Annotated in this window: 22 protein-coding genes; 11 read left to right on the plus strand and 11 right to left on the minus strand. The window is 33.7% G+C overall.

The annotated features are described in order from the left end of the window. The first annotated feature begins 131 nt into the window (after positions 1 to 131). Positions 132 to 1,412, plus strand: a complete 1,281-nt coding sequence (locus tag WA249_RS10230; RefSeq protein WP_336168462.1) for an aromatic amino acid transport family protein — start codon at positions 132 to 134, stop codon at positions 1,410 to 1,412. Between the two features lie 44 nt (positions 1,413 to 1,456). Here the strand turns inward: WA249_RS10230 and WA249_RS10235 are convergent, their stop codons facing one another. Next, a complete protein-coding gene (locus WA249_RS10235) occupies positions 1,457 to 1,924 on the minus strand; it encodes an Lrp/AsnC family transcriptional regulator (RefSeq protein ID WP_304392633.1) in 468 nt (155 codons plus the stop codon). 124 nt (positions 1,925 to 2,048) lie between these two features. Here WA249_RS10235 and WA249_RS10240 point away from each other — a divergent pair, with 124 nt between their 5' ends. Beyond that, the gene (locus WA249_RS10240) at positions 2,049 to 3,302 is read left to right on the plus strand and encodes a Zn-dependent hydrolase (RefSeq protein WP_304392632.1); all 1,254 of its coding nucleotides are present in this window, start codon (positions 2,049 to 2,051) and stop codon (positions 3,300 to 3,302) included. Positions 3,303 to 3,432: 130 nt separating this feature from the next. Here WA249_RS10240 and gmtX read toward each other — a convergent pair whose 3' ends face one another. The 7 genes from gmtX to WA249_RS10275 all read right to left on the minus strand — a co-directional run bounded on the left by gmtX (position 3,433) and on the right by WA249_RS10275 (position 10,981). Beyond that, complete coding sequence (gmtX, locus tag WA249_RS10245) at positions 3,433 to 4,110, minus strand: gamma-mobile-trio protein GmtX (RefSeq protein WP_270907202.1); 678 nt, start codon at positions 4,108 to 4,110, stop codon at positions 3,433 to 3,435. 4 nt (positions 4,111 to 4,114) lie between these two features. Next, positions 4,115 to 6,700 carry a gamma-mobile-trio integrase GmtZ gene (gene gmtZ / locus WA249_RS10250; protein WP_304392631.1) on the minus strand — a complete coding sequence of 862 codons (2,586 nt, stop codon included), beginning with the start codon at positions 6,698 to 6,700 and terminating at the stop codon, positions 4,115 to 4,117. Between the two features lie 15 nt (positions 6,701 to 6,715). Continuing rightward, a complete protein-coding gene (gmtY, locus tag WA249_RS10255; RefSeq protein ID WP_270907204.1) occupies positions 6,716 to 8,161 on the minus strand; it encodes a gamma-mobile-trio recombinase GmtY in 1,446 nt (481 codons plus the stop codon). Positions 8,162 to 8,334: 173 nt separating this feature from the next. Next, complete coding sequence (locus tag WA249_RS10260) at positions 8,335 to 8,529, minus strand: DNA-binding protein (protein WP_270907205.1); 195 nt, start codon at positions 8,527 to 8,529, stop codon at positions 8,335 to 8,337. 387 nt (positions 8,530 to 8,916) lie between these two features. Next, a complete protein-coding gene (locus tag WA249_RS10265; protein ID WP_336168467.1) occupies positions 8,917 to 10,023 on the minus strand; it encodes a porin in 1,107 nt (368 codons plus the stop codon). A 256-nt stretch (positions 10,024 to 10,279) separates the two neighbouring features. Continuing rightward, positions 10,280 to 10,693, minus strand: a complete 414-nt coding sequence (locus WA249_RS10270) for an HIT family protein (protein WP_111853820.1) — start codon at positions 10,691 to 10,693, stop codon at positions 10,280 to 10,282. Between the two features lie 18 nt (positions 10,694 to 10,711). Further along, positions 10,712 to 10,981 (minus strand): YARHG domain-containing protein, encoded by a 270-nt coding sequence (locus tag WA249_RS10275; protein ID WP_004792570.1) that lies wholly within the window; start codon positions 10,979 to 10,981, stop codon positions 10,712 to 10,714. Between the two features lie 800 nt (positions 10,982 to 11,781). Here WA249_RS10275 and WA249_RS10280 point away from each other — a divergent pair. Next, positions 11,782 to 12,246 carry a hypothetical protein gene (locus tag WA249_RS10280; RefSeq protein ID WP_336168469.1) on the plus strand — a complete coding sequence of 155 codons (465 nt, stop codon included), beginning with the start codon at positions 11,782 to 11,784 and terminating at the stop codon, positions 12,244 to 12,246. Positions 12,247 to 12,479: 233 nt separating this feature from the next. Here the strand turns inward: WA249_RS10280 and WA249_RS10285 are convergent, their stop codons facing one another. Beyond that, a complete protein-coding gene (locus WA249_RS10285; RefSeq protein WP_336168471.1) occupies positions 12,480 to 13,565 on the minus strand; it encodes an alpha/beta fold hydrolase in 1,086 nt (361 codons plus the stop codon). 134 nt (positions 13,566 to 13,699) lie between these two features. Between WA249_RS10285 and WA249_RS10290 the strand changes: the two genes are divergently transcribed. The 5 genes from WA249_RS10290 to WA249_RS10310 all read left to right on the plus strand — a co-directional run bounded on the left by WA249_RS10290 (position 13,700) and on the right by WA249_RS10310 (position 17,977). Then, positions 13,700 to 14,887: an O-succinylhomoserine sulfhydrylase gene (locus WA249_RS10290; protein WP_336168645.1), complete on the plus strand. Its 1,188-nt coding sequence runs from the start codon at positions 13,700 to 13,702 to the stop codon at positions 14,885 to 14,887. 183 nt (positions 14,888 to 15,070) lie between these two features. After that, positions 15,071 to 15,304 (plus strand): hypothetical protein, encoded by a 234-nt coding sequence (locus WA249_RS10295; protein ID WP_336168472.1) that lies wholly within the window; start codon positions 15,071 to 15,073, stop codon positions 15,302 to 15,304. 283 nt (positions 15,305 to 15,587) lie between these two features. Next, a complete protein-coding gene (locus tag WA249_RS10300) occupies positions 15,588 to 15,917 on the plus strand; it encodes a YbaB/EbfC family nucleoid-associated protein (RefSeq protein ID WP_004792558.1) in 330 nt (109 codons plus the stop codon). Between the two features lie 9 nt (positions 15,918 to 15,926). Then, positions 15,927 to 16,523: a recombination mediator RecR gene (recR, locus tag WA249_RS10305; RefSeq protein WP_004792557.1), complete on the plus strand. Its 597-nt coding sequence runs from the start codon at positions 15,927 to 15,929 to the stop codon at positions 16,521 to 16,523. A gap of 329 nt (positions 16,524 to 16,852) precedes the next feature. Further along, entirely contained in the window at positions 16,853 to 17,977 is a 1,125-nt protein-coding gene (locus tag WA249_RS10310) for a ribonuclease D (protein WP_336168475.1), read from the plus strand. Between the two features lie 431 nt (positions 17,978 to 18,408). Here WA249_RS10310 and WA249_RS10315 read toward each other — a convergent pair whose 3' ends face one another. After that, on the minus strand, positions 18,409 to 19,107 hold the full coding sequence (locus WA249_RS10315; protein ID WP_336168477.1) for an FMN-dependent NADH-azoreductase: 699 nt from the start codon (positions 19,105 to 19,107) through the stop codon (positions 18,409 to 18,411). Between the two features lie 118 nt (positions 19,108 to 19,225). On the opposite strand from WA249_RS10315, the gene WA249_RS10320 reads away from it, so the two are divergent. From WA249_RS10320 to WA249_RS10330, 3 genes are all read left to right on the plus strand, one after another. After that, on the plus strand, positions 19,226 to 20,077 hold the full coding sequence (locus tag WA249_RS10320; RefSeq protein ID WP_336168478.1) for a LysR family transcriptional regulator: 852 nt from the start codon (positions 19,226 to 19,228) through the stop codon (positions 20,075 to 20,077). A gap of 97 nt (positions 20,078 to 20,174) precedes the next feature. Beyond that, positions 20,175 to 20,441, plus strand: a complete 267-nt coding sequence (locus WA249_RS10325) for a hypothetical protein (RefSeq protein ID WP_336168480.1) — start codon at positions 20,175 to 20,177, stop codon at positions 20,439 to 20,441. Between the two features lie 180 nt (positions 20,442 to 20,621). Next, positions 20,622 to 20,957: a hypothetical protein gene (locus WA249_RS10330; RefSeq protein ID WP_336168482.1), complete on the plus strand. Its 336-nt coding sequence runs from the start codon at positions 20,622 to 20,624 to the stop codon at positions 20,955 to 20,957. A 68-nt stretch (positions 20,958 to 21,025) separates the two neighbouring features. Here WA249_RS10330 and WA249_RS10335 read toward each other — a convergent pair whose 3' ends face one another. Continuing rightward, positions 21,026 to 21,190: a hypothetical protein gene (locus WA249_RS10335; RefSeq protein WP_336168483.1), complete on the minus strand. Its 165-nt coding sequence runs from the start codon at positions 21,188 to 21,190 to the stop codon at positions 21,026 to 21,028. Positions 21,191 to 21,398: the final 208 nt, after the last annotated feature.

A 21,398-nucleotide genomic window follows, 5' to 3' on the forward strand; every position in this document is an offset into this window, starting at 1 on the left:
TGAGGAGTAAATTTTATAAATTTACTTTATGGGCAACTATGTTCAATTTTTATAATAAGATATTTAGCTGTTCTGCATTCTAAGGCATTTCCATTCCTCGAAAACCTAAATAAGTTTCAGAGGCAAGAATTATGTCAAACATTTTAAATCAGACGAAAGGGTATTTGGATAGTAATAAATGGAATTCACAAGATACTACATGGATGCTAGGGCTGTTTGGAACAGCAATTGGAGCTGGTGTTTTATTCTTACCCATTAATGCAGGAATTGGCGGTCTAATTCCATTGTTGATTACTACACTGTTAGCATACCCAATTACTTTTTTTGCTCACCGTGCATTTGCTCGATTTATTTTATCCTCTAGTAAACCAGAGAGCGGTATTACTGGAGTAATCTTAGAGTATTGGGGAACTACTGCTAGTCGTATTTTTAATTTAATTTATTTTTGGGCAATTTATACGATCTTATTGGTATATGCAGTAGCAGTAACAAATACAGTTGAGTCTTTTATAACTCACCAATTGCATTTGGCCGCACCACCACGTGCTTTATTGTCATTTATATTAATTTGTATTTTGTTATTTATTGTCCGTTTTGGCCAAGATATAACAGTAAAAGTAATGAGTATTTTAGTCTACCCATTTATTATCTCATTAATTTTTATGGCTATTTGGCTAATACCTCATTGGAATACTGCCATATTTGAAAACTTTACTTTAACTTCAAATAATCATAATAATATCTGGATGACGTTATGGATGACCTTTCCTGTTTTAGTCCTTTCATTTAATCATTATCCGATTATTTCACCTTTTGTAGTCAAGCAACGTAAAGCATATGGTGAGATAGAAGCAGATAAAAAATGTGCACAGATTCAAAGATATGGTTATATGTTGATGGTGTGTGTTGTCATGTTTTTTGTCTATAGTTGTATATTAAGTTTATCTCCTCATGACCTAGCATCTGCAAAAGAACAAAATATTTCTATTCTTTCGTATCTTGCTAACTATTTTAACACTCCAGTGATCGCATGGGCTGCTCCTCTAATTGCTTTCATTGCAATTATGAAATCTTTTTTAGGACATTATATTGGTGCACATGAGACATTAACAGATATCATTTCTGATCAATGTCAAAGGAAAGAAATTAATCTAACCAAAGGATCTGTCGATAAAATTATTTTTATATTTATGATTTTGACCTGTTGGTTTGTTGCTTATAAGAATCCAAGTATTCTCGATATTATTGTGAGTATTAGTGGGCCTACCGGAGCAATCTTAGTTTTATTACTTCCTATGTATGCTATATATAAGATTCCTTCACTCGCAGCATATCGTAATAAAGCTAGTAATGTTTTTGTTACATTGATTGGGATAATTACAGTTTCTGCAATTTTTTATAGTTTAGTCTAATGAGTATAAAGGCAAAGCGAATTAGTGCTTTGCCTTTTTATTATTTAAATGGGAATTGAAAGAGAAGCTTTATCTTTTTTCATAGCTACAAGTGTTTTAAAACGTTTTACATTATTATTTTTTATAAATAGTTTTTCAGAAATATCCGTATATTGATCCATGTCTTTTACTTGAAATATTAGTACAAAATCCCATTCGCCAGTAACATAATATGATTGTTGAATATATTCGCAGTTTGAAAAAAGTTTTCTTGTATTATCCAAATGTTCATGCTGTTCACTTAAAATTTCAACCATAGCAATGATAGTAATAGGAAGACCTAAAAAAGCTGCCTCAATATTGGCTGTATAAGATTTAATTACGCCTTCATCACTTAATTTTTTTAATCTTCTATTTACTGCAGCTGTAGACAAATTTACCCGCTCACCTAAATCTTTTTGAGCAATTCGGGCGTCTTCTTGAATAATCTTAAGAATTTTTAGATCAAATTGATCAAGTTGAACTTGTGACATAATTTACTCAGCTAATTTGGATCAATACGCAATAAAATTTCATATGAGAACTCATTTTATCAAAAAAGAATCAAGTTAAAGAAATATTATATCAATTATTGGTTAGTATTATGGATATATTGAAATGGAAGATGTTAAGTCATTACAAATGGAAATGTTAATTGACGGTGAGCTTCTTATTAAACAGATTAATGAATTAGGTGAAATAGGTGCTGACTCGGACGTTGGAGGGCGTACGCGTATTGCCTTAACTGATGATGAAAAGAAAGGCCGTGACTTAGTTGTTCAATGGATGAAGGAACTTGTTCTAAATATAGAAATTGATGAGATAGGTAATATTTTCGGAACTTTACCTTCTATTAATGGAAACTGTCATGAGAATGTACTAATGATGGGATCACATATAGATACTGTACAAAATGCTGGTGCACTCGATGGTTGTTATGGTGTATTGGCTGGTTTAGCTGTTGTAAGAGCTTATCGTAAAGCTGGAATTCTTCCTTTACGTCCGATCACTGTTGCTGCTTTTACTAATGAAGAGGGTGTACGATATCAACCTGATATGATGGGTTCATTAGTTTACGCGGGTGGGATGCCAGTTGAAGAAGCCCTAAATGTGATCGGTACAGATGGAACTCGTCTTGGCGACGAGTTATCGAGAATTGGCTATGCGGGTCATTTAAAGGTAGGAACCATTATTCCTCAAGAATATGTTGAGCTTCACATTGAACAGGGGCCAATTTTAGAGAAAGAAAATATAGAAATAGGTGCCGTAGAAAACTTACAAGGTATTTCTTGGCAACAAATTATTATTAGGGGAAAGGCAAATCATGCAGGTACAACTCCAACTGAGATGAGACATGATGCTGGTTTTGCGGCAGCTTCAGTAAATACATTTTTAAGAGAGTTAGCTGTAGAAGCCAAGACAACTTTGGCAACCGTTGGAAGTGTAAAGGTTCATCCTAATTTAATTAATGTCATACCAAGAATGGTCGAATTTACGGTTGATTTGCGTGATCCAGATGAAAGCAAATTAAAAAATGCTGAGAATAAATTAAATAATTTTTTAAAATTATTGGAAGAACAAGAAGGTGTTCAGGTTGAACAAAAGCAATTAGCTCGATTTGAGCCAGTTCATTTTAATGAAAAGATTGTTCAGCTCATTGAAAGCACTGCTAATAAATTAGGTTTTAGCTACCGCCGTATGACTTCTGGTGCTGGTCATGATGCTCAAATGATTGCACGGATTACTCCTACAGCCATGATCTTTGTTCCAAGTAAAGGAGGAGTTAGTCATAATCCTCGCGAGTTTACAGAGCCAAATCAGCTTATAAATGGTGCCAATGTATTACTAGAAGTGGTTAAAAATTTAATTTAATTATCCAATGATCTATACCTCAAGAGGGTATAGATCATTACATATATATATTCTATATGAAATATATAATTATAATTCATCAGAATCTCATTTTTTAAATTGAAAGAGCAATAAGGTGGTTCTATTCAAGTTAGGCAGAAATGTGCATTAATATTTTCCGTATTGCAAATATAAAACCTGTTTTAAATAATATACGACCATTTTCATCTTTTACTGCTCCAGATTCAGAAGGAGTCAGTCCGCGGAATTCCATTTTTTTCTTATCAATAGCATCTTTTAAAGCCTCAATTTCACTGGGAAGAAAAATATCATTTAACGCTGGTAAGACTTCTATTGATTGATTTTCACTGTTTGATCTCATAATTTGTTTTGGTCGCATGTCTACAATGACTTCTGCATTTTTTTTAAGAATATTGTTTTCTACTTTAAGCTTATTTTTTTCAGCAATAATTTGGCCAAAAACTGCTCTCAATGCGGGATCATCTAATCTTGTTAATAACTGTAAATCAGTTGGTATATTAAGTACTCTTGATTGGGTTACATGCGGTTTTTTCAAAGTGGTATTGGCTTTCGTCGCCCACGCTTCGATCAGTAAACGAAAATGCACACCTGTTTTATTACGAATACTGACAGTACCTACGCCATTATTTGCTTTTGATATTCGCCCTATAGTTGCAATTGAGAAATCTTTCTCTCCTGAATTATAGCGAGCTTTCAATAAAGAATTGAGTTGATCTAATGATTTTTCCGTCCGAGGACTTTTATCTAATTTTAAATTTTCTAATAAAACATTTATATCAATGTTCATATGATTATTCCTTAAAATACTTTTTTTGTTTTAAACCGAGAGTTGATAACTTTAAAATTTTTTGGTTCATATTATTTTCTAGAGCTTTGATTCCGACATCTAATAAATTGCTATCTTGCATGTATTGTTCAAGTTCTAAATAATTTGCAACTTTTTTATACCCATCAAGCTTATTATTCGGGTCAGCTAGTAATGCCATTTGACGAAACATAGCATTCGTTGCAATAAGTTGTTGTTCCGGATCAAGCATTAAGAGATGAGGTGTATAGTTTTTACGCATCATTAATCGACTAAGACTTTGAGTCAAGCGCTCAATGGCTGATGTTTTTCTTATTTCATCGAGCATGTCTGGATAGATTTCTGCATCATCGCAAAGCAATGAAAGATGAAGCAACTCTGATTTAGTTTCTATAAAATCGACTTTAATATCACTTTCTGTACCGACAGCTATTAATTTATTGACGACATCATTTTCCGTTCGTTTTTGCTCGATTTCAATGATACGACGAATTAACTTAAAAGTTGCAATCCAGTCTTTTGCGCATTCATCAGCTTCGACTAACTGTTTTTCGTATCGGCGCTGAAGTGCTTGTAGTTCATCGTGTTTTTTAAATAATTGACCTGCATATTCAGCTTCATATTTGGACTCTTCTATTTTTTCAATCTCATATTCTAATTTAATTGCTAAATTAGCAGCTTCATGTGCTTTGTAACTCATAAAGTTAAGATGCGCATTAAGTGCTGGGAGATAACTTGCATCAGTAATGAACCAACGACACCGCACACAATTTTCTAAGCCATGCGGAACCGAATCATAAACTTTTCGTAATATATCAGTTGAATCTTTGAGTAGTGCTCCACCATTCCAGCAGCCAGGTATTGTTTGACTTTCGTTTGAGCGAACAGTATTTCCGCCCGCTAGGCATAGTCCATGATGACGATATTCCCAGCCGATGGGATTTCGTTTAACTAATGCCGCCTCAATAGATAGATTATCGTGATAGGCCATTTTGTGCTCAATTTGTCGTATTTCAGCATCTTGCAGAAATACTTTAACACTCTCCTGTGCTTTGCTATCGAGAAGCTTCTCCGCCTCGTTCATTTTATCCTTCATAATTGTTGGGGTGAGTTTCGTATAATAAAGGGTCATGATTAGACGCGAATGACCTGCTAGTATCTTCGATACAATAGGTAATGGAAGCTTGGCATCAAGAACATAGCTGGTGATAAGTGATACACGAAGGCTGTGTAATGGAAATTCAGTTTTCGTTTTTACTAATTCAGGAGTATTGCTATATTTATGAACTAGATTAAGTGGGTGACCATTTGACAAAGTATCACCAGAAATGAAAAGATTTTTTTCTAACTGATGTAATAATTTATACCAGAATCTCTGAACTAAAATTTCTTGAATTGGCTTACTGCGATCTGCAACATTCTTTGCCCTAGCATCACGAAATAAAAAGCAAATATGTCCCATTTCTTTCAAGTTAGCTTTTGTTTTTAGTATGATAGTGTGCTTCATTTCAAGCGTTAAGCAGTCAGTAGCCTTATTGATTGGATTATATTTTTCTTGCCAATTACGTAATTTTTCAAGCCAATATAAAACCTCGTCATTTTGCCATGGAATTTCATAACCGCGCTCAAATTCATTTTTATTCTGATCTGCAGTTTTATTTGTGTTGATATAAAATCCGGTCGATTCTAATCCAGATGCATTATCTCTAAATAGACGAAATACACCTTTGCGGTGGTTGATACGAGCAAAAGAATGTGTATTTTTAATCCAGTTACCATTTTCATATCTCATTGAATCTGATTCGCCAGAGTCAAGCATACGTATCTGATATGAACGTAGAGGTAAGTGTAATTTAATAAGCAATACCATGCTTGTTATAGGTGACCATAATTGATAAATGTTTGTTACTTTACCATTGCGAGTAACTTTTTTAATTCTCCAGACACAATCCTTATCATTTTCATCAATCTGATTCTTATTAACCTCAAACCAACCACTACCATTCGCTTGTGCCCATAACCAATCTGAAAAGTATCCTCTTGGGTTGGGGCATATAATATGGCGTAAATTGCAAATGTAACGATACGGCAGTGGGTTATATACTGTTTCATGAGTATTATTTTGAACTTTTACACTCTCGAATGGATTGGTATATAAACGAACTGTTACACCATAATCATTTTTTACACTAAAATGTGTATCTATCAGCCAATCAATAAAATGCTTCGTATAGATTAATAATGCTGCTGTTTGTCTATTATCACCTTTATTCGTTTTTTTTAGTAAAGCGCTTTTAAAATCAGCAGTTGATGGTTTTCTATAATTATTCTTATTAAAGAAACTCACAACATCAGCTGTAAAGGGCAATGTATCGACAAGATAAACATCAAAAAAGTTACACAAAGCTTTTAACTTACCACTAACAGCAGCATCTTGTTTTTTAATCCACTCTTCAGCAAATTGTCGCCATATTTCCCACTCATTTCCGCGATTTTTTACAAGCCATTGTAAAGTTAAATCACTACTACGACCATCATTGTTCTTTCTTTTAAATACCATTTTATTAACCATTATTTTGCCCTAATTTTAAATCCATTTGTGTAAATAATCAGTTGAACCTAAAATGGTTGAACTATATTCGGATAACATTTCCCAGCTGCAAGAAAAATTTTTTTCCTCTAATTCAGAAGGGTTTAGCAGACGCTCAGTTGCCGCATTAAGTTTATTATTTATTTCTTTTATGGTGGGCGTCGTATAAACTCTTTGTGATTCTAAAGCAGAATGATGTAAGCATTTTTTAATTATAACTTCTGGCACTTCAGCTCTTCTTAAACGTCTTCCATAACTATGACGATGTGAGTGCGGAGATAACCCATCCGCTTTAGATGTTTTAAGTCCAATACGCTTTAATGCTTGACGATAATTGTCATGAAATGCATTCAAAGTATAAGGCATTCCTATATGTTTCCGATGGAAACTAATAAATGCATATGGATGATTACGATCAATTTTTGCAAGAAATCTTGTATAGTTTTGCCACAGTTTGGCAAAAACCTCACCAAAAATAAGAGGAAACCAATGTACCTCTAGGTATTCATCTTTACTGTCAGTTACTCGACTTTTCCAACCGACATGTTTTTTTCCGATTAGGTCATTTCGCGGGCTTAAAGCATATATTTCTTTTAAATATGCTGCTCGGGTTGTTTTACCAGAACGTCCACGCCAGTTGTGGGGAGCTTTTCCGTCTGCTGGATGATAAATTCGAACTTTAACACTTGAAGGATTAAGTTGGTCAATGAGGACATCTTCAATCCATAAGTGAAAAGCTTCAGATTCTCTCAATCCACCACCATGCATGAGTAATACAATAAGTTGATCACGTATAGCAACTCTTGCATCTACAGCTCCACCAATCCCTTGACAATAGAAAGCTTCAAAATATTTTTCAGGAAATTCTATAGCATCCTGAAATTGCTTTCCTAAAGGGCGTTTTCCTTGAATTTGTCGAACGTAAAGAACAGTAGAATTAATATATTTATCTTTAATATGCCCCAAAAAGTTGTGTTGATTTTTGCGAAACCATGCTGCGTAATTAAGGCGTTTCTCTAAACTGTCAGCTTCAATTAAAGGATTTACTGGGATTTCACCATATTTAGCAGACAGCCAATCAGTTATTTTCGTTAATGCAGTGATATATGTTCTAGAGACTTGTTTACTATGAGGTAACCAATACAGGCCCGAGGGGTCTAAGCCATCGTTCCCAATAGTTCCAGTATATAATCGACTACTAAAACCTTCGAATAAAGACAGGGGAGTAGCAAAACAATTAATATTTGCATTCATATATTCCAACAAAAGTTTTGATGCATTTACATATTGCGAAAGAGTTGCATAACTTTTGCCATTTCTTTTTAATGTAAGAATATATTCTAAAAGTGGCATGAGAACTTGTTGATTTTCGTCCAACAGAACTGGTATTTCAAGATAAACACCAGAATTATCCTCTACTATTTTAGCGATTATTTTTACCATCTATATACTTATCCACTTAAACTAAAAGTTAAGAAAAAAAGCAGAAAGTACGTAAACATTGATAAAGTTATTAATGTCTCATAGAATAGAAATGTCTTGCTACGGCACGTAAAAAGACAAACCTATAAAGACTCATGTTGGCGCATGGGTCTTTATACTTTCTGCATCAAAAACTAATCTATAGCTTTCTGACACTTGATACCAAGTTGTACAGCAATTTTGTGACTTTCACCACGCCGTGGGATTCTATTATTTTTTAGAATCCGATAAACAAGGTCAGGAGAAAAGTTATTTTCTCTTGACCACTCGGCAATAGATTTTCCTGAAATTAAAAAATCATCTTTTACTTGCTTAATAGATTTGAGCATTTTAGATAAACTCTGAATAAATTTGATCAAAAAATATCGAATATAATTATTTAAGTCAAGATAATTAATATTAATTAAATGATTAGTTTTATTTAAATATAATATTTATTAATTGTTTTGTTTATATTTTTAATTATTATTTTTTAAATATTAAATTAGATTTATTATTTCATAATTACTAGGATAGTAATTACTTGTGTGTAGATTTTATATTTATATAATTTTTACTAGTAATATTCATTGAAAAATTTACATTAAAAGTAAGAAATAATCTATAAATAGTAAAAAAGATCCCTGTTAGGGATCTTTTTTAGGGGTTTTATATATTATTACCAACTAGTAATAACATTAGCCCTTTTATTTTAGATATGAATTGAATGTAACTGATTAGAAGTTATATTCGATACCAGTACCAACAACTGTTTGTTTGTCGTTATCACTCAACCAGTCACGTTTTTGCTGAGCAACAATGCCGTAGAAACGAGCTTGTTTGTTGATTTGGTAATCAAGACCTACACCGTATAAGTCAATTGTACGATCTGATAGACCACTTACTTGTGTTTGAGCAGACGAATATTCTGCTTTCACTTTAAGTTTGGTGTTCGGGATTTTATAAGCAGCTGTTATTGAATAAGCTTCTTCTTGTAAATCACGGTAAGCTTTACCAGCTTTATCAACTGATCCATCAGTTTTGTATGTTTGACCATATGCAGTCAACTGATCAGTAGGTTCAGCGTGTTGCCATAAAGCGCCAATTACAAGACCTGTTTTTGCGATGTCATATGAGCCTGTTACGCGGTAAGCATCTGTATAAATATCTTTCAGACTGTAAGCCGCATATTTACCTCTAATACCAAAGTCACCTGCCGCAGCAACTGCTAAGCCAAGATCTTTGTTTTCATAACCAAGCGCAGTTGATACAGAGTCAAAACCATTATTTTTACTGTCTTTACCAGTTTCACCTGCTTTATTATCAGTAGTACTTTCACCAGTTTGAGCCATGATGTTGAAAGTTATACCAGCTAATAATTTAGGGTCTAATTCAAAACCAATTACGTTATCTAAACGGTTTTCACCATACATGATATTAGTAATATCTAAACGTGTATCGTCATTAAAGATATCTTGGTTATTACCAGCAGCAGTTTTAAAGTAAGAATCGTATTTACCTACTTTTAATGTACCAACGCCTTCAGTTTTTAAACCGATAAAACGGTTACGAGCGCTAAGATCACTATCAGAACCTGAACCATCAGTGGAAATTGCCCACTCAGCTAAATAAACAGCAGACAGCTTGTCAGTTAATTTCTCTTCGCCTTTTACCCCAATGCGAGAAGCGTTTGAGTTAATTTCGGTAACGTCACTTTTTCCATCGAAATTTTTATTGTCAACTTGGTTAATAGAAACATTCAGTTTGCCATACAAAGTTGGCGCTGCTTGCACCGCGTTTATGCTCAAAGTTGCAACTGCGGCAGCGAGTAGCAATTTCTTCATTGAGATTTCTCCAAAAAGTATTTAAAAATGGCATATGCCTAGTTAACTATTTATTTTGTAGTTGACTTGTGTACAAAAAATTACAAAAGCTCACCAACTTGCTAAGCAGTATCGGTAAATTTTGTGACAGGGGCGTGAAAAATAAATGACAGTTTTATGACAGCTGGAATTTAGAAATAAATTAGTTATATTAATTTTTTATAGTTTTTAGACGAAAAAAAAACGGAGTTTTAACTCCGCTTTAATACATTAAAAATCAAAGAGCTGCTTTAATTTTTTCAGCTAATGCTTTGATTTTTTCTTGATCTCCTAACTCTACAGCATGGCGTCCAAGTTGATGCACATTTGTAGGAATAAGATGAAAATGGACATGTGGAACGGTTTGTCCTGCCGCTGCTCCAGAAAGTTGCATTAAGACAATACCTTCTAAATTGAGAGCTTTTTCCATTGCCTTCGCAATCTTCTGAACAATTTGTATGGTATATGCTGCTGCTTCTGGTGGTAAATCAAGGAGCGTTACAGCAGGTGTTTTTGGAATAACTAATGTATGACCATCGGCTTGAGGCATAATATCCATAAAAGCGAGAACTTGATCATCTTCATAGATTTTTATCGCTGGAAGTTCATTGCGTAAAATTTTTGCGAAGATATTTTGATCATCGTATGCCATGTATTATTCCTTTAAAAATTATTTACATTTCAATTCTTTCTGACGCTCTTTAATAGCATCAAGACGTTGTTGCTCTTTGTCAGAAAACTTTGGTTTTGTCGTATGACAGTTCTCATTACCATATTTTTCTTTAGCATCGGGATCTTTAAAACAAAAGCCTTTTGATGCATAAATCAAATTATAATCGTCTTGCAATTTCTGACATTCTTGCTCAGGTGTTGCAGCTTGAACGCTTAAACCAGCAATGCTCACCATGCCAGTAAAGACTGCAACCATAAATTTATTCATGAGCGTTTCCTCAGTTAAAGGTATGAACCTGTACTCAATATAAGGTTTATTACTAATATTTCAATGACTATTAATTACTCAAGTGTTATTTTGGTTGATAAATTGTTCACAAAATAAATAAAAACCTTAGATATCAATATCTTATAAAAATCAAATAAAAACATAAACTTAAGGTGAATTTTATATATATTTCCAGAATTTGATTCCTAATTAATTTACTTTATTTCTTAATAAAGATAGAAAAATATACTCCTTCATTTGCTAAATAAGCGATTTAAACTTGAAAGGAGGTTAATAAAAAATATTAATGACATTAGAAAGATAAAAAGTGTGATAATTGTCACGCTTTTTTTGATTATGAGTTAAGTAGAATTCACTGGATCTATTTTAAACTAGATGGAAAGGGACTTTTCCTTTTGATTTGTAAAATATAAATAAGTCAAAATTAATCTTAGTTTACAATTTAATTGAAAGATGTATTGATTTTACATATTTTAGTTTCTATTATATTGTCCTTAATTGCTGCGTTTGATAGTTTTTTGTTTTTGTAGCCCATTTCTATAATTGAAATGGGCTTTTTTTTATAAAAGTTATTTCGAAGTATATTAATTTAAATCTATATATTGAGACGTAATTGGCTTTATATTTAATTTGTGTGACTGGTTGTGCGGCTTACTTTCTTGTTTACTATTTTGGTTACTTTTTACTCTAAGCTGCTTACATATAGCAATGTTATATTCATTATACTTCCTTAAAGGATCTGATTATTCATCGGAGACAAAATTAAAAGGAAATAGGAAATGCCACAGTTTTTACTCATTGCTGAAAGAGTTTATAAAAAATCTGAAGAAGATAAATTTTTCTCAAAAGATATTATTGAGCATCTAAATAGTTTAATAAATATGATCAGACAAGAGATAAAAGGAACTCCATACAGACTAAAATATAATTTTATTGATTTTGAAGAATGCTTAAATAAACCTGCCGAGGAGTGTGCAGTTAAGCTCGATATTAGCTTAATGCCAGCATTTAAGAATAAGGGTGAGTACATTATGTGGTTGGCAAGTTTCATTGAAAAAATCACTCTAGGAGGAAGAGAAAATTTTCCTCCGCTTGCAAATACTTTGCTGCCGAGCTGTATACATACCAATCCTTATTTAACAAAAATGGAACAAACTAAGATTGTGTCTGAAAAAAGTGCACAAATGATTGTTAATTACTTTAAATCACCTGATTACAAAAAAATTATTCACGTACCGACATAACGTCAAGCTTTCTAAAATTTCACAAATTTAGTGTTTTAGACTATAAAAAAGTTTCATAGAAATGTGCTTACTTTAAATAATGGGGTTTTCACATCATCATTAGTCACTTTGTTTTAAATAAGCATCTTCAGTACTTACTGTTTGTTTGCTTATTGGAGCATCCAGAAAATATCAATATTTAATCGCTTTAATGAGCTTTCTAATGTGCAGGCAGAGTCAGCAATACCACATCCTTAAATTTGCGTTGAACGTTCAGCCAACCATGCCGCCAGTTTTGGCCAAAACTCCAGAGCACTTGCTTGACTCGACATTAGGCCTAAATGACCACCAGGGATGAGAGTAAACGTGACATCTTGGCTGCTTGTCAATTGACTTAATGGAGAAGCAGCGTCAGCAGTTACCAGTTGATCACTACGACCCGCGCCAACTAAGAGGGAACAATCTATATTTTTTAATTCGATTTTCTTATCTTTTAACTGAATAAAGCCGCGTTTTAACGGATTTTGTAGCCAGACATTAAACAACATGTCCTGATTAATGCCACCCGGATAGTCAATCATATTATTTAAAAAGTTACTTAGGGTGGCATGCTCTTGTACAAATTGTAGGTTATCAAGATTTTTTAGCAATTGCACATGTCCATCTAACCAACCTTTAGGATCAAGAATTTTGAAACCTAATGAATTTAAAATTCCGGGACTATGAATCAGACGTTTTGGCAATCCAGAGTAAATACGTTCCTGAATCTTCTTATTGCGACTAATCAAATGGTTTATTGTTTGATAGAGCTTACCAATATGGCCAGATGCATAACTATCTATTGGGCTACCAAGAACAATTAAATTTTTAATATGGTTGGGTTGGTTCAGAGCAGCATATAAAGTAACGAATATGCCTGCCATACTCCAGCCATGAAGCGAGATTTGCTCACTTCCCGAATGTGCGCGAATGAGTTCTATTGCTTTAGGAATGAAATCTTCAATAAATGATAAAAAGTTAAGATGTCTATCTTTAAATTTTAAATGTCCCCAATCGACTAAATAGACATCGAAGCCCGCATTTTGAAAGTACTTAATAAGAGAACGATAAGGATATAAATCATATATCGCCATATTAATTGCGAGTGGGGCAACAAACACTAAAGGCTCTTTAAATTTTTTTTGTGTTGCTGCGTAATAACGAATACGCGTTTGATTGAATTCGCCAATCACCTCAAATGGAGTGCTTTGTGACAGAACCAATGTTTTTGAATGAAATAGTCGGGCAGAAAGGTGCTTGATTTGACTTTGTTCAGAGACAAGGGACTTTATGAGTTTCATCTTGCTTTGCCAACTATTTACTAAAGTTGAATAAAGTCTAAGCGATAATTTTAAGGTTTACCTTGACCTTAAATACCTTAGACACTCAAAATGATGATAGTTTTTAGTACATGACCAGTAAAGGCGAACATTTAATGAACCAGTCTGATGATTTAGAATACCAACTTGATACCTTAGCCATTCGTACCGGACATACTCGTAGTTTTGAAGGTGAACATGGCGAACCGATTTTTTTGACTTCATCTTTTGTATATGAAAATGCGGCTGAAGCTGCAGCAAAATTTTCTGGTCAGGTTCAAGGAAATATCTATTCTCGTTTTACTAATCCGACTGTATCGATGTTCGAAAAACGTTTAGCAGCTTTAGACGGTGCTGAACGAGCTGTTGCGACAAGCTCTGGAATGGGCGCGATTTTGTCAGTTGCTATGGCATATCTAAAAGCCGGTGATCATGTTATTTGTTCAAGAGCAGTTTTTGGTTCAGTTGTTGCCTTATTTGAAAAATATATTGCTAAGTTTGGTGTAGATATTACATTTGTTGATTTATGTGATTTGAATGCATGGAAAAATGCAGTACGTCCAGAAACTAAACTTCTATTTGTTGAGTCACCATCTAACCCTCTAGCTGAAATTGCAGATATTCCAGCACTTGCTGATATTGCTCATGCAAATGGTGCATTACTGGCGATTGATAACAGTTTCTGTACACCTGTTTTGCAGCAACCATTAAAATTTGGCGCAGACCTTGTAATCTATTCTGCAACTAAATATTTAGATGGGCAAGGGCGCGCATTAGGCGGCGCTGTGGTCGGTAATCATCAGTTATTAGAAGAAGTTTTTGGTGTTGTTCGTACGCTTGGACCATCAATGAGTCCATTTAATGCATGGGTTTTCTTAAAAGGTTTAGAGACCTTGCGCTTGCGTATGAAAGCACACTGTGAGAGTGCTCAAATTCTTGCAGAATGGTTAACTACTCATGAAAAAGTAGAAAAAGTTTATTACGCTGGTTTGCCAACTCAAGATGGTCATGAACTTGCTGCTAAACAGCAAAGTGGTTTTGGTGGGATTGTTTCTTTCGTTGTTAAAGGCGAACGTGAAGGTGCTTGGAAGGTAATCGATAATACCAAGTTTATTTCTATTACGGGTAACTTGGGCGATGTGAAGTCAACAATTACACACCCTGCAACGACTACACACGGCAAACTTTCTGTTGAAGCAAAAGCCGCAGCAGGCATCCAAGAGGGTTTAATACGTGTATCTGTGGGCTTAGAAGATATTAACGATATTATTCGTGATATCTCACGTGGTCTCGATCTAATCTAATTATCTCGATCGAAATAGCTATCTTGTTCATGAAACCATCTCTTTAATCGAGATGGTTTTTTTATTTAAATGTTATTCAAATTTCAGAATTACAATAAAAAACCTACATTTTTATTCAAATGAGAGCTAAGAGCACAGGTTATAAAGAAATTAAATTTAATTAAAAGAAATGTGAGTTTTAAAATGCTTAAGCCTATTGCTATCGTTGTTGTAGTGGGGGTAATCGGGGTAGTGGGTTACAAATTGCTGACCAAACCGAATCAGAACCCAGAAAATGAGACAACCTTGTTGATTAACAATGCAGAGAAATCGGTGCAAGAAGCAGATAAATCTATTCAAGAAGCAAATACTTCCTTTAAAAAAGTTCCTCTAACTGAATATAAAACAATTGATAAAGGGTTACAGGCATCTCAATAGTGATTCAAATTTTTATAAGACTTTTTAATGTCTAACATTTAGGTATTTATGAAGTGTGCCTAAGTGTAAGCATGTTACTCATGTAGCTATGTGAAATAGAGCGAGAGATACTGATAGAAAACATTAGTCTATTGTGTCAGAATTACGGATTAATTTGAGTTCAAAGCACTAATCTGTATGTATTTTAATCGCATAGGTTGGTTCAATGAGATTAAGTTTTTATAAAGTATTACCAGATAACGAATAATACTTTAAAGATTTGATAGAGATACGGAGTAAAGTTATGAATATCAATATGCTCATGCAGCAAGCGCAGCGCATGCAAAAAGATATGGAAACAAATATAAAAAAGGCGAAAGAAGAGCTTGCTCAAACTGAAGTTCACGCAGAAGCTGGTGGCGGTTTGGTTAAAGTAACCATGAATGGTCGCTATCTTGTAAAACGTATCGAAATTAACCCTGAATTACTTCAAGATGAACCAGATATGATTGAAGATTTGATTGCTGCAGCGGTAAATGATGCTGTACGTCAAGCAGAAGTTATTTCTGAAGAAAAAATGCAAAAAGCGAATTCTGGTATGGGCTTGCCACCTGGCTTAGCGGGCATGTTCTAAGGAAATTCTGTGTTTAGTGATAGATTTGAACAACTCGTTCAAGCTTTACGTATATTGCCTAGCGTTGGTCCGAAGTCGGCTCAACGTATGGCATTACATCTTTTGATGAAAAATAGAGAAGGCGCGTTTGCATTAGCCCATGCTTTACATGAAGCTTCAAGTTATATTCATGAGTGCAGTGTTTGCCATTCTTTAACTGAACATGAAATTTGTGATATTTGTGCCTCAACTGAGCGAGAAGATCAACTATTGTGTGTAGTTGAATCACCAGCAGATGTCATGGCGATTGAGCAAAGCGGAAGTTTTCGTGGTAAATACCATGTTTTAGGCGGGCATCTTTCACCTTTAGATGGTATTGGCCCAGAAGAAATTGGTATTCCTTATCTGATTCAGCGTTTAAGTCAAGGCAAAATTGAAGAAGTAATTTTGGCAACAAATGCGACTGTAGAGGGACAGGCGACCGCTCATTATTTGGTAGAGGCGACTAAGCACTTACCCATACAAATGACACGTATTGCTCAAGGTGTACCGCAAGGTGGTGAACTGGAGTATGTAGATAGCCATACCTTAAGTCAGGCAGTTCATAATCGTATGAGAATGAAATAAGCATTTCGATGCTTGTTTCATTAATGCTATATAAAATTGAATCAGATTTATTAATTTAGCTATATAAAGGCAAATATTATTTTGTCTTTAATTACAAAAGATCTTTTAAATAAAATATGAAAGCCCATAAGAATGAAAAAGATCTGATAGATTTTAAACAATGTATATTTGGAGTTAACTTTAAAAATATAAATAAAAGATCAAAAAATTATCTATTTTCGAAAAATTGTTCAAAAATAGAGTATTCAAAAAGGTTTAAGTGGTAATTTCCTACTTCTATGTTATATATACCAGAGTTCTAAGCACTCTTTGCATTTACTTGAGAAAGCATGTTTCAGTTTATCCAACAGCAAACCGATTTGGTTGATGTTCTGCAAAAAATGGATCAATGTTCGATATATGGACTTGATACAGAATTTATTAAGGTTGACACACTTTGGCCTAAACTTGGAGTATGCCAAGTCAATGTAAATGGCAATGTCTATCTGTTGGATGGTGTTTCATTAGATTTAAGTCAGTTTTGGAAAAAAATATTTCTCGCACAGCAAAATATTTTTCATGCTTGTGGAGAAGACATCGATTTAATCTACCATTACGCTGATCAAGAAGACTTACTTAATGTGTTTGATACTCAAGTGGGTCTTTCTTTCTTAGGCCATGGACTACAAGTAAGTTACCAAGGTGCTCTAAAGCTCTGTCTCGACATTGACATTGAAAAAGATCAAACAAGATCTGATTGGTTGGCTCGACCTTTATCGCCTCAGCAACTCTGTTATGCGGCAAATGACGTTCTATATATAATGAAGTTAGCGCATCATATTCAAGAACAGCTTAAGCAGAAAGGGCTTTATGACTATGTTCTTGAAGATTGTAGTAGTTTAACTAAAGAAATTATTAGTGAAACGCCTACAGAGTTACTCTATAGCGATGTTGGTAATTATCGTCATTCGCGCCGTCAATTGATGCAACTACAAAATTTAAGTGAATGGCGTGAATACATTGTTAAAGCGACGAATCAGCCACGTAGTTTTATTCTTAGAAACTCAACCATGATTGATATGGTCGAAAAGAATCCACGTAATAATTTTCAGCTCTCGCAAGTTAAAGATATTCGCCCAAATGTAGTCCGTGAATATGGAAAAACGATTCTAGAATTACTTAAAGATTTACCTCATGAAAGTGAATGGCCAACCAGAATTGCCAAACCTTTTAAAGTAACCTCGAAAGAAACTTTAGATAAAATGGATATGGTGCTTGCCCATGCAATAAGTGAGACTTCTATTCCTAAAGAAGTATTACTTAGAAAAAAATGGCTAAACGCAATTCATCAACATGTTCTTTCTCAAGGGGATGAACAAGATTTACCTGATTATCTTTTGGGTTGGCGTTACGAGCTATTAACTCAACCATTAATTCAGTTATTTCAAGAAGAAAAAGAAAGTCTATCCATTTAAAATGATTTGATCGTTAAAATTTTAAAGCTCATCTTCGTGATGGGCTTTTTTAATTAAAAATAGTAAATAGTTTAAATTGAGTAGTTTTTGTTTAAAATAATAGGTATTCAATGTTAATAGTTAATAAAATGAATAGTTATATTAGTTATATTAAATAATCAACTTATTTTAAAAGCTAGTAAAGTGATGAATCGAAGAGGTTTTAATTTGTAAAAGTGATAATGAATTAAATTAACTGATTCAATGAGAAAAATTCAATTGATTAAACATACAGGTCTGTATATTCTTGGATACAAGAAAAACAATTTCAATATAAATAATATATAACTATAAGTTTGTTTCGGTGCAGAAATAAGAAAGCCAACCCAATTGGGTTGGCTTTTTATTTTTAATGCTAGAACTCAGTTAAAATGTCAGTAGGTTATAAAAAGTTAAGTATTAATATTCTCATGATTTTTTGTGAATAAACCTGAAAGTTCAGCTACAAGTTCTTCAGATTTTTGAAAAGCATGTTCTAATGACGCTATATGTCGATCATCTCCAAACTCTTGATATTCTGAAGAAATTTCATAAATTTTCTCTACGCCTAAATATTTGCTGAGAGTACGAAGGTGAGGAGCAAGATGATTCATGTTGTGACGAATGCCATCTTTCTCAAAACCAAATTCCCCACTAGACGTGATAATGATTAAAATTTTTCCAGACAAAATAGGTTTTAAAGGAAAGTCCCCTCGAGCAAGGTCAAAATCAAATGTTTTATTCATCCGAATAATTTGGTCAAACCATGCTTTAAGTTGAGCAGGCATACCGTAATTGTACATAGGAGAAGAAATTAAAATAATATCTGAGCTCGAAATTTCAGCTATTAATTGATCTGATATCGATAAGACATCACATTGAGCTTGGGTTCTTTTGTCTTCAGGTGTAAAGACAGCATCTATCCAGTCTTGAGTAATAAGTGGTGGCGGATTCATTCCTACATCACGATAGATATACTCATCTATAGGCCGTTGCTTTTTCCATGAGCTGACCAAACGGTTGGCAATATTTTTAGAAATCGAATTATGGTTTGGATTAGGGTTAATCGCAGCTCTTACGCTTGCATCTATGTGTAACATCTTACTCATCATGAGTTCCATAAGGGCTAGGAGTTAACTTATTTTGAGTTTTAAAAGAGAAGTAGACAAACGAGAAAATTACATTTATAGATGATTTTAGTTCACCTATAAATATAACTTGGGAGAAAGCATGCAAGTTTCTTTACAAGCACTTAAGGCATTTGAATCAGCTGCTCGATTGGGAAGTTTTAAATTGGCTGCTGAAGAACTCTCGCTAACGCCGACTGCAATTTCACATCATATTACTAATCTAGAAAGCAGATTAAACGTTGACTTATTTCATCGACAGGTAAGAAAAATAACGCTTACAACCACAGGTGACAGACTGGCTGTAGCAATTTCTGAAGGATTTCGTAAAATTGAAGATGCATTAGATGAAATAACAGTAAATGGAAATGTAGTGAGAGTGGCTAGTACGTCTTCACTAGCTGCAATGCTGTTAATTCCTTCTATAAATGAATTTTATCAATTGCACCCCGATATCTCAGTTGAATTTTCTACAGGCGAAGCTTTAGAAAGTCACTTATATACATTGCCTATTCGATATGGTGATGTATCTTCAGTACCTTCTAAAGATGTCCTTAAATATGAGTCTTTTAATGTATTTGGTGCATCTAAACTTGCTCTGACTAAAGATATGAGTGAGCCAATAACGTTATTCACCACAGAGTGGAAAAATAAAGCATTACCAAGCCCACCATTAGAGAGCTGGCTTGAGGTGAATGGATGGGACAAAAAGAGGGTGACAATTAAGAAATTTGATCAGGAAATTTTTGGCATACATGAGGCTTTATCTGCCAATGGATTAGTATTTTGTTCTGCTACACTTACCCATAGGTTCGTTAAGGCGAATCTTTTACAGGAGTTGAAAACTAAACCTATTCAATCAGAGCTGTGTTACTACATTCCAAATAAGGAAGATTTTAAAAATAGAAATGCTAGGAAATTTATTGAATGGGTAGAAAAGTTATTTAATCAATAAGCTTCTATTTTTGATTGGTTTTAACTACACAACACTAAAACTTATATAGTCTTTTTATGCTATAAACTTAGATAAATTAATAATTAGAGAGATAAATATGCTTAACAACTTTAATGCTGAACAAGCTCGTCAAAACGCTAAAAACTTTAAAATAAACCAAGAAGTTATATTGGAAAAAATTTTAACTGGTACTGAGGCTGAATCTAAGGAAGGGAAGCGAAAAGCAACTTTCTGGTTTCCTGTTGATGCCATAAGTCCTGATCATCTTACACTGGTTGAAGAAGAGCTTAAAAACAAAGGGTTTAATGTCTCAACTGATATTGAGCATTCCGGGACCACAATCACAATTGAAATAAGCTTCTAATTATTGATACGTTTTAACCAAACCGCCCTTAAAACAAGGGTGGTTTTTTGTTGCATGATTTTTTCGTGATCTAGGGGAAGTAAACATAAATTTATTTACATTTAAACTTATGTTAATCATGATTTTATTTGACAGGTTTTATCATCTTCTGTAGCTTTACTTTTTGAGTGGAATATGGATATGAACTTCCAAACAATACTTTTATCTTTCAAAAATCAATCTACTGGTACAGATGCATTTAAAGATTTAAAAAATGCTAGTGAACAGTCTCTTAAAGAATCTCAAAATACAAAAGAAAAAGCAGCAGTCTATTTAATCTATGGATTTGCACGTAGCTACGTGATTTTATATGAAGATGAAGCAGTAACCTCTGAATTTGCCAACACCTCTAAGACTATGCTTATAGGCTATATGGAATGCCTTAATGAAGCTCTGTTAAGCCAAGATGATAGCGCTATTTTGAATGCCTTAAATCAAGTAAGCGATGACTATATAAAGAGCTCTCGAGTTTTCTAAACACTATTAATTTATTTTTGATAAAAATACTTCTTTAGCCCAAGCTAAAGAAGTATTCAAAGTTTGTTTTAGTGAGACTTTTTCTTACCGCCATCATCCTGTTTATTGACAGTGGACCATGCAATACGTTCAGCTTCTTCTTGAGAATGACCTCTATCTACTTCACTCTCAACAATATGTTTAGCCTGACGTTTTTGCTTTGCTGTGTAAGCTGTTTTATCACCGCGAGGCATAGGTTCATCCTCCATATCTATGATTTAGATTTTTATTATTGAAACATATTGAGAATTTAAACCAGTTAAGTAATGTCTGCTAATGTGTAGTAAGTGGTTAGAAGTTTGACTTAAATGTGAATTTAAAAAAGATAATATTTAAGTTTAATATGATAAATTTCATAGCATTAAAGGGTGAAAGTATTAGAAGTAGATTACAAAAAATACT

The organism is Acinetobacter sp. 161(2023) (assembly GCF_037027805.1).
Taxonomy (GTDB): domain Bacteria; phylum Pseudomonadota; class Gammaproteobacteria; order Pseudomonadales; family Moraxellaceae; genus Acinetobacter.